10 protein-coding genes are annotated in these 14457 nt (G+C 37.9%); 5 read left to right on the top strand and 5 right to left on the bottom strand.

Annotated features, from left to right (window positions below; all coding sequences use genetic code 11):
• Nucleotides 1-3: 3 nt before the first annotated feature.
• From OQ268_RS04380 to OQ268_RS04370, 3 genes are read right to left on the bottom strand one after another with little or no spacing between them, the layout of a single operon-like run.
• Complete coding sequence (locus tag OQ268_RS04380) at nucleotides 4-1041, bottom strand: HlyD family secretion protein (protein ID WP_265854881.1); 1038 nt, start codon at nucleotides 1039-1041, stop codon at nucleotides 4-6.
• A gap of 8 nt (nucleotides 1042-1049) precedes the next feature.
• Nucleotides 1050-2369 carry a TolC family protein gene (locus OQ268_RS04375; RefSeq protein ID WP_265854880.1) on the bottom strand — a complete coding sequence of 440 codons (1320 nt, stop codon included), beginning with the start codon at nucleotides 2367-2369 and terminating at the stop codon, nucleotides 1050-1052.
• The gene (locus tag OQ268_RS04370; protein WP_265854879.1) at nucleotides 2366-2992 is read right to left on the bottom strand and encodes a TetR/AcrR family transcriptional regulator; all 627 of its coding nucleotides are present in this window, start codon (nucleotides 2990-2992) and stop codon (nucleotides 2366-2368) included. Before OQ268_RS04370 ends, OQ268_RS04375 begins: the two co-directional genes overlap by 4 nt.
• Nucleotides 2993-3167: 175 nt before the next feature.
• Between OQ268_RS04370 and OQ268_RS04365 the strand changes: the two genes are divergently transcribed.
• The gene (locus OQ268_RS04365) at nucleotides 3168-3353 is read left to right on the top strand and encodes a hypothetical protein (RefSeq protein ID WP_265854878.1); all 186 of its coding nucleotides are present in this window, start codon (nucleotides 3168-3170) and stop codon (nucleotides 3351-3353) included.
• Nucleotides 3354-3405: 52 nt separating this feature from the next.
• Complete coding sequence (locus OQ268_RS04360) at nucleotides 3406-3975, top strand: DUF2911 domain-containing protein (RefSeq protein WP_265854877.1); 570 nt, start codon at nucleotides 3406-3408, stop codon at nucleotides 3973-3975.
• Between the two features lie 111 nt (nucleotides 3976-4086).
• Here OQ268_RS04360 and OQ268_RS04355 read toward each other — a convergent pair whose 3' ends face one another.
• Together OQ268_RS04355 and OQ268_RS04350 are read right to left on the bottom strand one after the other, a co-directional pair.
• Nucleotides 4087-6456 carry a phosphocholine-specific phospholipase C gene (locus OQ268_RS04355; protein WP_265854876.1) on the bottom strand — a complete coding sequence of 790 codons (2370 nt, stop codon included), beginning with the start codon at nucleotides 6454-6456 and terminating at the stop codon, nucleotides 4087-4089.
• A 21-nt stretch (nucleotides 6457-6477) separates the two neighbouring features.
• On the bottom strand, nucleotides 6478-7980 hold the full coding sequence (locus OQ268_RS04350; RefSeq protein ID WP_265854875.1) for a glycerophosphodiester phosphodiesterase family protein: 1503 nt from the start codon (nucleotides 7978-7980) through the stop codon (nucleotides 6478-6480).
• 228 nt (nucleotides 7981-8208) lie between these two features.
• Between OQ268_RS04350 and OQ268_RS04345 the strand changes: the two genes are divergently transcribed.
• From OQ268_RS04345 to OQ268_RS04335, 3 genes are all read left to right on the top strand, one after another.
• Nucleotides 8209-11526, top strand: coding sequence for a DUF4175 family protein (locus OQ268_RS04345; RefSeq protein WP_265854874.1), 3318 nt, complete (start codon nucleotides 8209-8211; stop codon nucleotides 11524-11526).
• 76 nt (nucleotides 11527-11602) lie between these two features.
• A complete protein-coding gene (gene ybeY, locus OQ268_RS04340) occupies nucleotides 11603-12040 on the top strand; it encodes an rRNA maturation RNase YbeY (protein ID WP_265854873.1) in 438 nt (145 codons plus the stop codon).
• Nucleotides 12041-12574: 534 nt separating this feature from the next.
• Nucleotides 12575-14434 (top strand): ABC-F family ATP-binding cassette domain-containing protein, encoded by a 1860-nt coding sequence (locus tag OQ268_RS04335; RefSeq protein WP_265854872.1) that lies wholly within the window; start codon nucleotides 12575-12577, stop codon nucleotides 14432-14434.
• The last annotated feature ends 23 nt before the right edge of the window (nucleotides 14435-14457 follow it).

Here is a 14457-nt window from a genome sequence, read left to right as displayed (position 1 = left end):
AAATTAGTTTGTAGAAACCGAAGCTTTAACGCTCATTCCCGGGCGTAATTTCGCTAACAGTTCTTTTGATGGATGGATTTTAATTTTTACAGGCACACGTTGTACAACTTTAACAAAATTACCTGTTGCGTTATCTGGAGGCAATAACGATCCTTTTGCACCCGTTATTGGCGAAAAATTATAAACTTCGCCTTGTATTTTCTCTTCCGGATAGGCATCTACCTCAATTTCAACCTTCGATCCTGGTTTAATCTTCTCCAGCTGTGTCTCTTTAAAGTTTGCCGTTACATAGATGCTACCGTCATTTACAACGGCAAACAACGACTGCCCAGCTTGTACCAGCTGCCCTTTTTGTATGTTCTTTTTAGAAACAATACCAGTTGCTGGCGCTATGATATCGGTATAAGACAGTTGAAGCTTCGCAAAATCAATATCGCTCTGGCGTTGGTTAATCACATTACTACTAACCGCTAACTGTGATTGCGTGGTTCCTACCTGTTTTACTGCAGCATTATACTGATCTGATGCTGCTTCAAAGGCTGCTTCTGCTGACTCTTTTGACGCTTTAGCCTGGTCGAAGGCTTGTTGCGTGATGGAGCCATCTTTTATTAGATTGGCGTAACGGGCATAATCCTTATTAGCTAAGTTTAGTTTCACACGGGCTGATGCTACGTTTGCCTTTGCAGTGCTGGTATTCGCCTGGGTAGCCAGAATTTGCGATTGCGCTACACCTACGCCCGCACTTGCACCCTTTTGGCCAGCTTGTGCTTGCTCTAATTTAACTTTATAGTCGGCATCATCTAGCTTAACCAGAACCTGGCCTTCGGTAACCCTGGTATTTTCTTCAAAATTAATCTCTTTCACATATCCACCAACACGGGCTACTACAGGGCTAATGTCGCCATCAATCTGCGCATCATCGGTATCTACGTGCTTGCTGTAATAATTCCATTCTTTAATTCCAAAAATGATCCCTATTACTAGTAAAACGCCTAAGATGATGGGTACTACTAGATTCTTCTTTTTCTTCTCGGTTGTCATTGCTTTATTTATTGCGTTATTTTTCCTGTTGATTTTAGTAATGTATAGTAAGCCAAACCTGCATCAGCTTTAGCTATTTCTAAATTGATTTTTGCCTGATAAAGTAGCGTTTCAGCATCAATTCTGTCTGTAACCGAGGCAACGTTGTTTTTGTATTTCGAAGCCAGTAAGCGATCGTTTTCTGTGGCTTGTGTTATTGATGTTTCCAGCACTTGGATCTTATTAACTGCCAACTGGTAATTCTGGAAGTTTTTATTGATATCTGTCTTTACCTGGTCGGTTAAAATATCTTTTTGAACTGTAATGGCTTGCTGCTGAATTTTTGCCTCACTTACTTTATTTTTATTGTTCCAAAGGCTACCAATATTCCATGAAATAGTCGCACCTAAAGTAACAGGCATCAGGTATTGGTTAACCTGCGGGATAAAACTACCACTCGGATTGATATAGTATAAGTTTGCGCCTACGCCGACAGTGGGTAATGTATTAGCCCTGATCGATTTGATATTATAATCGGCGACTTTATTTTGTACATCAAGCTGTTTCAATTCCTGGCGGTTAACCATTGCAGTTGCTAAATATTCGTTTAACGCACTTGCTGGTTTTTGTCCTACTCCCGGATCGGTTATTTTCACCTCAGTATCTTCGGGTAATCCCAATAATATATCCAGGTTATAATTAAGTACTTTGCGATTGCTTTCTATATCCATTTTTGTAATGGAAACATTCGCCTGTTGCAGTTGGAACCGTAGCACATCGTTCTTCGTAACAATACCCTGCTCAAAAAAGCGCTGAGCCTGCTTAATTTGTGCAGCTATCGATTCTAAGTTTTGATCTACAACCTTTTCGCTTTGGGCTACTTTATAAAGTGAGTAATAGGTATTTATTACTGCATAGGTAATTTCCTCCTTATTTTTATCGGCATCTAAACGTGCAACATCAGCAAGCAGTTTTGTTGATTCTTTAGCATACTTGAGTTTGCCACCGCCATATACCAGCTCCTGAATTGCCGCTGTTCCTACAAAAGCATCTGCTCTTTTAGGCAATTGAAGCGATGAACCACCACCGGGCAAAGTAAAGGTACTGGTGGGGATTTCTGCGTGGTTATACATAAAACTGGCGTTTGCAGATGGCAGCACATTATCTTTCACAATGTCTAACTGCGCCGCTGCCTGGTCTATTTTGTTTTGTGCGAGTTTTAGATTTTTACTATTGGCAATGCCAAGTTCTATTGCCTGGTTAATATTTAGTTCCTTTACGCTCTGTGCAAATAAAGCGGCCGGTACTAATGATGCCACAAGCATTAATCTCATCGATTTGGGGATCATTTTTTAGTTGTTAAATATATAGTTACAAGATCTTGCAAGTGAGCAACTGCCCGCTCTCTAATAATTTTATTGTCTTCGGGATTGTTTAGGTCATATACCCGATCATGTGATACCTTATGGGGCGCCAATACAACATTTGTTAGCGTACCCATTATGGTCGAGATTACCATCCGAACATCTACCTGGTTAAAACTGCCATCTTCAATACCATTCATCATAATGCGATCGAGCAAAAGCATATTCCTACTCATGGCCTCCCTGATCTTATCGTACATTTCCGGCCGTTGAGTTAGTGATAGTTCCCTATGCATCATTTTATGGAAAGATATGTTGGTAAAAATTCTATTGGCATACCCTTCAATTACCTTGTGTAGTTTTTCTAAGGAGGAGATTTTATCCTCATTGATAATTTTAAGCTGCGAAGAAAAACCCGCAATACGGTTATTCATAATCTCAATAAAAACCCCTTCTTTCGAACCAAAATAATAATTGATCATCGCCATGTTCGCACCAGATTCTTTAGCAATCTGACGTGTAGAGGTTCCTTCGTAGCCCGTTTCACAAAACAGCTTTTCCGCTGCATCTAAAATGGATTGTCTTTTATCTACTTTATCTGTCTTCATGTCTTCTTTGATGATGCAAAATTAATCAAACGATTGATTAACTTCCAAATGCTATTTACTATCTTTTACATTAGTTTGATAAATGGTTATTTTTCTAATTTATTCTCGAATTGCGCAGATATGACAAATTATAATTTAAAATAAATATTAACTTTGCATCCAAATATTTGAAAACATGAGCGTACAACAGAATAGCAACAATAATTTCAACTGGTTATACTATGCATTAGGATTATTCTTCGGTATTTTAACCGGAGCAGTAATTACTCAAAATTATATTTTTGCTTTATTAGGTGGTGTTTTAGGTTTGTTAACAGCGGGCTTATTTTTAAATGCGCTTGTTAAGGGCAGAAAATATTAAGCGTCGATTATCATCATATAACTACCCACGTGGGTAAATAAAACAAAGGCAAATGAGAAAAATTTTCATCCTTGTTTTCGCTCTCTTTTGCTTTGGGGCAAAAGCGCAGGAACCCGCCAAAGCGGATCTTAAGTTCCCTGCGGCCGATTTTAGTCCGGCAGATATTCTTTATTATCCGATAAATGTACCAAAAGCCAAAGCTGGCGAAGTAATTAAACCGGTTATTAAAGTAGTATACTCTCGGCCACAGAAAAAAGGTAGGGAAATTTTTGGTGTGCTTGAGCAGTACGGCAATGTTTGGCGTTTTGGCGCTAATGAAAATACGGAAATTCGTTTTTTTCAGAAAGTAAGCATTGGCGGTAAAAAAATCAAAGCCGGAACATATAGCATTTTTGCCATTCCCAATAAAGATAAGTGGACCCTTATCATCAACCAACAAATTGATAAGTGGGGTGCTTTTACTTACGATCAATCTAAAGATGTTGTAAGGGTGGAAGTGCCGGTAAAAACCTTAGCAAAACCAATCGAATATTTCTCGTTAACATTCACCCCAGCTAGTAATGGAGCAAATCTAGTAGCCGGCTGGGACAAAACACAGGTTGAATTGCCTATAGTTTTTTAGGATTTAAATAAATTATTTTCACATCAAGGCCTTCGGAAGAATTTTCTAAGGCTTTTTTTTTAACTAACCAACCGCCGTTGGCTGCTGCTTTTAGAAGGTTGGGTTCTACATTTATAGCACATTCCCCATGTAAGGATCAGTTTTGGTGATCTCCCCTGTTTCAATTTTTCCAGCATAACGGTGTTTTAAGGCAGATCCTGGGAGCTGGATCGTAAAGTCGTACCAGTTAGCATTTTTCGATAGATTCAGCACCAAAGTGGTGCTTGCCTTTGGTTTTAAAATCAAATTCCGCTGGGGTGACTTGTACTTGTTATCTACAATTTGAATGGTGATTGCCTTTTGAGATTTATTTTCCATTGAAAAAATCAAATTTCCAGAACACTTTTTATTCGCTATTCCACCTTCTTCTGCTTTGGCACTGATGTTTATTTCCGAATTTCTTTTGTTGCCAATAAAATGCCTGTAGAAGCCATTCGGGCCATTGATGGCTAAATCATAAACCTGGCTATCGAAATCTTCAATATCAATGCGATCTGTTAAGATATCGCCAGATTTTACAGCATAAGCCCAAACCTTACCTGCCACACCTTTAAAATGAGTAGCCGTATTCATATTAAAGGGAGCACCAACATTCTCAGTCTTGGCGCCAAATAACGCCTTAACAGATTCGAAGCGTATTACAAATTCATTCCCTATAACGTTGCCATCAACATTTAAATGATAAGGCAGAGCACAGGCAGGCCTGGTTCCTTTTTCCTGCTTTGGCAAATGTTTAGATGTGTGTTCAGAAAAAGCTTCGTTACTGTTAATTTTTGCAATTTCCAGTTTGTTCAAGGCTGTAGGTCCGATTTGTGGCGGTTTGTTCTTTGCGTTGGAAATATTTGTAACCACAGCATCTCTTTTTAATGGATCTGGAACGACAATTTGATCGCCTAGATATGGCCTAAAAACTGAAGTTAAATCTCCACAAATACTTCTTCGCCAATCGCTGATATTATTACTCCTAATTTGTTTTCCTGTCTTTTTCGATAGCCATTTTTCCATAAACATAATGGAAGAGGTGTGATCAAAGACCTGCGAATTTACAAAGCCACCTTTACTCCATGGAGAAGCGACAATAAAGGGAACACGGTAACCTAACCCAATAGGGCTTGCTTTTTTATTTTCGAAATCAGTAGCGTAATTTATTCCGTCAGATACTTTCCCGGCTAATGGATCTGCAGGGTTGGGTACTACATAGGGCGGTTGATGATCGAAATATCCATCATTTTCATCGTATGTTAAAATGAAAATCGTTTTCTTCCAAATTGCTGGATTTTTGGTTAAAATATCTAATGCTTCGCTTACATACCAGGTACCATAAAGTGGCGAACTCGTATGATCTGAAAAACGTTGTGGCGCCACCAACCAAGATACTGTAGGTAATTTACCACTGTCAACATCCTTCCTAAATTGATGAAAAATATCGCCCTTGGGTATATTTATGGTTTCTTCTTTCCCCTGATCGTTGGTAAATGTAAATGGAGATAAATCAAGATAATCTTCTTCGCTGATGTTGGTAGTAAAAGCCTTATCAATCAAATTCTTGTCTCGTTGAGATAGCTGATCATATTTGGCCTGCACTTCTTGCGGCGATAATGGCGGTGTAACAGTATTATCGCCATTTTTTCGAAAATAAGATGAAAGTTTAACCTGATGTCTTTTGATATATTCTATCGGATTATCGCCATAATTTCCCAACCAATCATCCACTTCTCCTTCCGGAAGTTTGGCGGTCCACAGTTCATTTTGATAAATTTTCCAATCGATTCCGTTATCTTCCAGGGTTTCCTGGAAGGTGGGCCAATCTACAAAAACGTTATTTTGCGACTCCGCTTGCTCGTTATTAACTACTGCTTCTTTATTAGCGCTTTTTTCGCCTCTAACGGTTCCTGTAAAGAAAAATAGCCTGTTTGGCGTGGTGCCCGTTAATGATGAGCAAAAATGCTGATCGCAAATGGTAAATGCATCGCCCATGGCATAATAGAAAGGTATGTCATGCCTATCATAGTAAGCTAAAGACATAGGTGTTTTCACCGGAACCCATTTATCATAATTTCCGCCATTTCTGGCCGCGAGCTGATCATTCCATGAATGTGGTAGCCCTCCTTGCCAAGTAATTTTTGTTTTATTGATATCTACATGAAAAGGCGCATACGTATAGCCTTGCCCATCTTTTTGTAGCCAAACTTTATTTCCATCTGGCTGAATATGTGGATGTGGATCATTAAAACCTCTAACACCACTCATCTTCCCAAACATATGGTCGAAGGATCGGTTTTCTTGCATTAGGAATACGATATGTTCGGCATCCTGGTAGGTGCTTCCTATTTCAGGATTGATGGCCATTGCCTTGAGTACAGCATTTGGGAAAACAACTCCAACACCCGCCGAACCAGCAAGAAGCGTTGCTTTCTTTAAAAAATCTCTACGAGAGTCCATATTCCTTTCTCGAATGGCTTTCTATTTTTGATAAACCCTTACATAATCTACCTTCATCGTAGCCGGAAAAATAGCATCATCTACTCCTTTCTTACCGCCCCAACCGCCTCCAACGGCTACGTTTAAAATGATATGAAACTGTTGATCAAAAGGCCAGTCGGCCGGTCCTTTGCCTGTGTTTTTAAATGATAGGTACTTTTGGTCATCAACAAAAAAATCCATCCGATCCTCGAACCACTCTACCGCATAAACATGGTAGGCATCATAAGGATTTATCTTTACGGCCTTACCAACCTGGGTATGAATAACGTGGTTAAACTTTTCGGTATGCACGGTTCCATATACGCTATCAGGCTCATAACCCACATGTTCCATAATGTCAATTTCACCACTTTTTGGCCAGCCTCCGTACTTCCATTCTGTTGGAAGCGCCCAAATTGCAGGCCACAATCCACGTCCTTTAGGTAACAACGCCCTAACTTCTATTCTGCCATACTTGAAATCGAACTTATTTTTGGTTACTAATCTGGCTGAGGTGTAGGCATTGCTTTCTTTTGCTTGTTTTGCAACCGTAATGTTTAAATTTCCCTTTTTTACCACAGCATTGGCGCTATCGGCATCGGTGTAATATTGCAACTCATTGTTTCCCCATCCCTTTCCTCCAACATCATAAGACCAGTTTTTTGATAAGGCCAGGCCCGCATCATTAAATTCATCGTTCCACTTCAGTTTCCAACCAATAGCTACCGGCGCTTTTTTTATTTGTTCAAAAAGTAATTCTGGTTCGTTAGTGGTAATATATTCTACGCCGTGTGCCAAAAGCCATTGCATTTCCGGGGCAGCGTTAACAGTCCAGGCATTAACCGTTAAACCCAGGCGATGTGCATTTTCTATCCATCCATCTTTTTGATAAACACTGAAGTGATAATCCACTCCTGTTAATTTATCTGCTTTTACTTGCTCTGCGGTTATATCGCCTTTTAAGTATGCAACTTTTGCTTTTGGAAGAAGGGTTAATACGCGTTTGCAATAGTCGTAATCAAAACTAATGTATTCCATCCAATTGGTCATACCAAGTTTTTTTACCATGCCGATTGCTGCATCTGTAAGTGCTAATCCACGTTCCTTACTTATCAAAGATGGTTTAATTTCTAGTATGAGTTTGGTAGATCTCTGTTTTTTTCCTGCTAGAAGGTATTGCTCCAATGTAGGGATTTTCTCTCCATTACTTAAAGACTTGGTTAACAATGCCTTATAGGTTACTTTTTCGATGATTAAACCCTGAAATTCCGGGTCGTGGTTAACCACTAACATGTTATCTGCAGTCATCCAAACATCAAATTCAGATCCATAGCAACCCAGTCGAACAGCTTCATTCAAGGATGCAATAGAGTTTTCCGGAAATTTATTCTTCTTCCATGCGCCACGATGTGCAATCACCTGGGTCTTATTCCAGGTAAATTTTTGGGCGAATGATGCGGTAAAAATAAGTACCATAACGGCGCTAATAAGGACTTTTTTCATATCGGTGATTGTGATTACAGATGTCAAAAGTACTTTTTTGCTTAAAAAAACACTTAAACTTTGTGTAACCTTTGTATTAACTATAACAAGGTAGAGATTTTAAAATTAACATAAATTGAAAGTATAGATTTTTTAATAGAAGCGTTTTTAATAAACAAGTTGTGACAAAGGGTTTACCTTCTTGTTTATCATTTGTTTGACTGGAATTATTTTTACATTTACAGTGATATGGTAAGTAATAATTACAATGATTTACTAAGGAAGATCGATGAATTTATCCGCAAGTTCTATCTGAACAAGATTTTACGCGGGAGTATTTATGTTGCTGCCATACTACTTGCGCTTTATTTGCTGGTATTTTTAAGTCTCTATTATTTTAACCCTGAAGCAGAATACAAAACGGCCATTTTCTTCGCCTATCTTTTAATTGGTTTCTTCCTGATCGTTTTCCTAATTGCAAAACCATTACTTTCGATGCTGAAACTAGGCAAGCATTTATCGTTAGATGAAGCATCAGTGATTATAGGTGACCATTTTACAGACATCAAGGATAAACTACTTAACACCCTTCAACTCCACCAGCTTGCTCAGGAATCTTCAGATAATAATGCTTTAATTCTAGCCAGTATCGATCAAAAAATTATTGCACTTGAACCTGTTCCCTTCTATACCGCCGTTCGCATTAATGATAACCGGAAATATTTAAAGTTTTTATTTATTCCCCTGTCCATTATTCTACTGATTGGACTAATTGCACCCACCATCTTACGTGAAGGAACAAATAGCTTTTTTAAATACGACGAATATATCGCCCCTAGTGCACCTTTCGAATTTAAAGTTTTAAATAAAAATTTAATAGTTACACAGGGTGATGATGTGACTATTGATTTAAAGCTTAACGGCGACGAGATACCTGCCGAAGTTTACGTAGCAGACGGTAAAAACACGTATAAACTGGAAAAAGAAACCATCACGAAGTTTCATTATTACATCAAAAATATCCAGTACGATAAAAAATTAGTTTTCAAAGGTGGGGGGTTTAGTTCTCAAGCTTATACTGTTATTGTAAAGCCACGCCCTGCATTAATAAGCAGCAGTGTTAAGCTAAACTATCCCGCTTATTTAGGGAAAAAGCCAGAAACGACTGAGAATTCCGGAGATCTGCTCCTGCCAGAGGGAACTCGAGTAGAGTGGGATTTTAAGACTAATCAAAGCAATATGCTGCTATTTAATTTGAACGGGCAACATCATGCTTTAAAAGTAGATAACAATCAATCATCATTCAATGCAGTCATCAAAAATAACTCAAGGTATAGCATCACTCCAAAAAACGATTTTGTAACTATCCCCGATTCTCTTTCGCATCAGATAAATGTGATAAAGGATCAAGCGCCAGCAATTCAAATTCAGGAAAAACCAGATTCTACCAATAGCAACCTTTATTATTTTACTGGTCAAGCCAGTGATGATTATGGTTTTACTCGTTTAAGTTTCAAATATCAAATTAAATCTAACAATAGAATCATTAGCACCGTAACCAAAAATATTCCTATTAAGGCAAACGCGACCGAAAATACTTTTTTTTACTATTGGGATACCAGATCGGTTGCTGCAAAGCCAGGGGATGAAATTGAATATTTCTTCGAGGTAGCTGATAACGATGGCGTTAACGGTGCGAAGACTAGCCGATCGGATGTAAAAACGTTTAAAAAACTAACTAAAAAAGAATCTGCCGAGCAAATTAGCGCCAATAGCCAGGCTTTAAAACAAAAGGTTCAGTCGGCCATTAGATTGGCAAATACTGTAGAAAAAGAAAGTAAGAAAGTAGCAGAGCGGTTGATTGATAAGAAACAAATATCTTTTGAAGATAAAAAAGAAATTGAGGCTTTGCTTGATAAGCAAAAGCAGCTAGATAAAGTCGTAAAAGAAATTCAGGAGCAGAATAACAAAAACCTCGATCAACAACAGAATCAAGACGAGAACGAAGCGCTTTTAGAAAAGCAGAAGCAGATAAAAGAGTTATTTGATAACGTTCTGGATGAAAAGACAAAAGCGTTATTAGAAAAATTGCAGAATCTAATTAATCAAAATAATAAAGATCAGGCAAAAGATGAGTTGTCTAAAATGCAATTGGATAATAAAACACTTAAAAATGAACTTGATCGAATTTTGGAACTTTATAAGCAGCTAGAATTCGAACAGAACCTACAAAATGACATTGACCGATTAGATGAATTGGCGAAGGCACAGAAAGAATTAGCAAAACAAACAGCTGAAAAAAACTTATCAAATGAATCGCTGAAAGAAAAACAGCAGGCGCTGAATAAAGACATGCAAGATTTAAAGGAGGACATTAATAAGTTACAAGAAAAGAATCAAGCCTTAGAACGTCCAAATCCTTTTGAAAATCCAGAAAAAGACTTACAGGATATTCAAAAACAGCAGGATGAGAGCAAGGATGCACTAGATAGAAAGGATAGTAAAGGTGCTAGCCAGAAACAGGGGCAAGCAGGTGAGCAAATGCAAAAACTTTCTAAGAAAATGAGCGATATGCAGCAGCAGGGAGAGGAAATGGAAAATAACCTAAACGCCAGAGAGCTCAGAAAATTATTGGAAAATCTGCTCAATACCTCTTTCGAACAAGAGAAAGTGATGCTTTCACTCAAGCGAATTACCGCTACAGATCCATCTTACATAACAAATGTGCAGAAACAACGTGGAATCAAAGATAACCTTAAAACCATTGCCGATAGCTTGTATTCGTTAAGTAAAAGAGTTCCTCAGATAGAATCCACAGTCAATCAGGAGGTAAATAAGATCAATTTTAATCTTGATAAAAGTTTAGAAAATTTAGGAGATAGAAGAACAGCGGAAGCCAACCGCTATCAGCAATTTACCATGACCTCTATCAACAATCTAAGTTTGATGTTGAGTGAAGCGCTAAGTCAACTGCAGAACATGCAAAAGAATGCAAAGTCTGGCAGTGGCAAAAAATCCAAACAAGGAATGAAGCAACTCTCGCAAATGCAGGAGCAATTAAATAAAGGCATGCAAAAGGCTCGAGAGCAAATGCAGAAAAGCGGGGGCAACCAAGGCACAGTAGGCAAAGGGCAAATGAGCCAGGAATTTGGTAAAATGGCGCAGCAGCAGCAAATGATTCGCCAGGCCTTGGAAAAAATAAATCGAGAAGAAAATAAAGATGGAAGAGGCAAAATGGGCAACTTGAATGAGGCTATACAGGAAATGAAGCAAACCGAAAGCGACCTTGTAAATAAACGATTGCAACAGGAAACCCTTAATCGGCAGAAAGAGCTCTTGACCAAACTACTCGAAGCAGAAAAAGCAGAAAGAGAGCAAGATGAAGAATCTAAAAGAGAGAGCAAGGCAGCAAAAGATTTTCCACCTTCCTATAAAAAGATGTTAGAACAATATCAAAAACAATTGCAGAATGGAAATGACATGCTTCAAAAACTACCTCCCAGCTTAAATTACTATTATAAAAATAAGATCGCAGAATACTCGAAATCTTTGAATTCGCCCAACTAAGCCGCACTAGAATGGGTCGTTAGCCAACCTAGTACCTCAATAAAATTTATTAAATTTGGTCCCCAATTGCTTACTTATGCCTAAAATTTCATTTTTTTCCGAATCGATAAAATACAGTCTTCCCCAGAAACTAAAGGTTAAAAAGTGGATTAGTGCTAGTGTGAAAAAAGAAGGGTTTGAGTTGGAAGAGCTTAACTTTATTTTCTGCAGCGATGAATATTTGCTCGGCATCAACCAAAAATACCTCAACCACGATACTTACACAGATATCATCACATTCGATAATTCTGAAATCGAGAAACAGATTATGGGTGATATCTTTATCAGTATTGAGCGAGTAATAGAGAATGCAAAGACTTATAAAACGAGCGACTTCGACGAAGTTTGTAGGATAATGATGCACGGAACTTTACATTTACTAGGCTATAAAGACAAGGGCAAAACAGCTAAGACGTTAATGACACAAAAAGAAGATGAACATCTGTCCTATAAAAGTAATTTCGATCTCGTGTAGGAAATAATTTGATTGCCCTCATTAAAAACATTCGTTCTGCTTAACAGTTTTTTCTTATACCTCTAACATTTGTGTTGTGGTTATACTTCCTAGGTTTCTAAAATAGTGTGCATTGTCCTGTTTCAATTCTTTGACTCATCCGGCGAGTCAATTTAAGACCCAATTCGAGAATTTTTATTATTTCGTCTAGTAGTTATACCTGTTGGTCGATTATATGCGCAAAGTTGTATAAAACACGGATTCATCCTGCAACAATTTATGTTCACATCGGTCTTATAGATAGAAATTTCCGATTGAGTTTCTCGATCGATATGATAGATTTTAGTTTAGTTAATGATTGAAGCAGCGGCGGAGCGAGTCCAGCCGCTGTCTTCGTTTGTAATGTTCCAGACTCCTTCCCTACTTAAGCTTATAATCAGTATCATGCCATTTTTAACTGATGCATAATGAGTACAAATAAGTTTATACTGAAGCCAAAGTTTTTATACTTACCTTTGCACTAATTTTCCTTTATAAATCCGAAATACAACAGATTTGAGCACACTAATTGCGGCAGAAGGCTTAGGTCATGGTTATCATGATGAATGGCTATTTAAAAATTTAACCTTAGGTATTAACTCTGGCCAACGAGTAGCGTTGGTTGGTATTAATGGTGCAGGAAAGAGTACCCTTTTAAAATTATTAGCAGAAAGATTTCCGCCGTTAGAAGGTAAAATAGTGAAAAACAAAGCCGTTAAAATTGGTTTCTTAGATCAGGAGCCGCAATTTACTGAAGGCTATTCAATCAGTGACCATATTTTCTCTTTAGATAATAAGCAGCAACAGTTAATAAAGGAATATGAAGAGCTGATTGAAAACCCAAATCCGGATGAAAAAGCGCTGAATCGTTTATACGAGGAGCTAAGTGAGCACAACGCATGGGAATACGAGCATGAGATAAAGACCATTTTGAATAGAATGGGAATTACTCATTTGCAACAAAAAATTTCGACACTTTCGGGTGGACAAAAAAAGCGTTTAGCGCTAGCTAAATTATTGATTGAAGATCCTGAAATATTTGTGCTAGATGAGCCTACCAATCACCTGGACATAGATACTATTGAGTGGTTAGAGAAGCTCTTAACTACTGGCCAAAAAACGATATTATTGGTAACACACGATCGATACTTTTTAGATAATGTATGTAATACGATTATTGAATTAGATAGGGGTAAGATTTTCAACTATAATGGAAATTATGCATACTATCTTGAGAAAAAATCTGAAAGGGAGGCTTTGGATGCCACAGTTCTACACAAGAACCAACAGCTACTTAAAAAAGAATTAGAGTGGATGAGACGCATGCCCCAGGCCAGAGGAACAAAATCTAATGCAAGAATCAATGCATTTTACGATTTAGAGGAAAAAACCAAGAAAAAGTCTGATAATCAAACGATTAACCTGCAAATGAAGATGTCTCGACAAGGCGGAAAAATCATTGAGGTAGAACATATAGCCAAGTCTTTTGATGGACGGCCTATTATTAATGATTTCAGCTATACATTCAAAAAGGGAGATCGAATTGGATTAGCGGGTAAGAATGGAACAGGGAAATCTACATTGCTAAATATTATTACAAGTCAACTAGCGCCAGACAATGGCACGGTAGATACAGGAGAAACAACCGTATTCGGATATTACAAACAAGGCGGATTAAGTTTTGATCCTAAGGAACGTGTAATTGATATTGTGAAATCGGATGCTGAATATATTAAAATGGCAGACGGTTCAGTAATTACCGCGTCTGCCCTATTGACACTATTTCTCTTCCCGCCAAAGAAGCAACATGGCATGGTTGAAAAATTAAGCGGTGGAGAAAAAAAACGTCTGAACTTGATGAAAGTCCTGATGCAAAACCCAAACTTCTTGATTCTTGATGAGCCAACAAACGATTTGGACATTGACACCTTAAATGTATTGGAAGAATTTTTAGAAAATTTCCCTGGAATTTTGATGTTGGTTTCCCATGATCGATATTTATTAGATAAGATGAGTGATCAATTATTTATAATGGAAGGCGAAGGAGTGGTACGAATTTATAATGGCAATTATTCGGAATATCGTTTAAGTTTAGATCAACCGAAAGTGAAGGTAGAACCCAAAAGAGAAACTGCAAAAACTCAACCTATATCAAACACAACCGTAAAGAAGCTGAGTTTTAAAGAGCAAAAAGAACTTGGTGATACGGAACTAGCAATGGCAGAAATTGAAAACAAGATCGCATTACTTAATGAAAATCTCCTGAATATTGACGCTTCTGATTACAAGAAGATTCAGGATGTTTCAGAAGAGATTGATACCTTGAAAGCAACTCTTGACGATCTCACGATGAGATGGCTAGCACTTTCAGAATAAAAAATGATGTTCCACGTGAAACA

Origin of the sequence: Pedobacter sandarakinus (assembly GCF_026240095.1) — a bacterium.
Classification (GTDB): Bacteria; Bacteroidota; Bacteroidia; order Sphingobacteriales; family Sphingobacteriaceae; genus Pedobacter; species Pedobacter sandarakinus.
The sequence above is the reverse complement of the archived record's forward strand: the minus strand, read 5'-3'. Positions and strand labels throughout refer to the sequence as shown.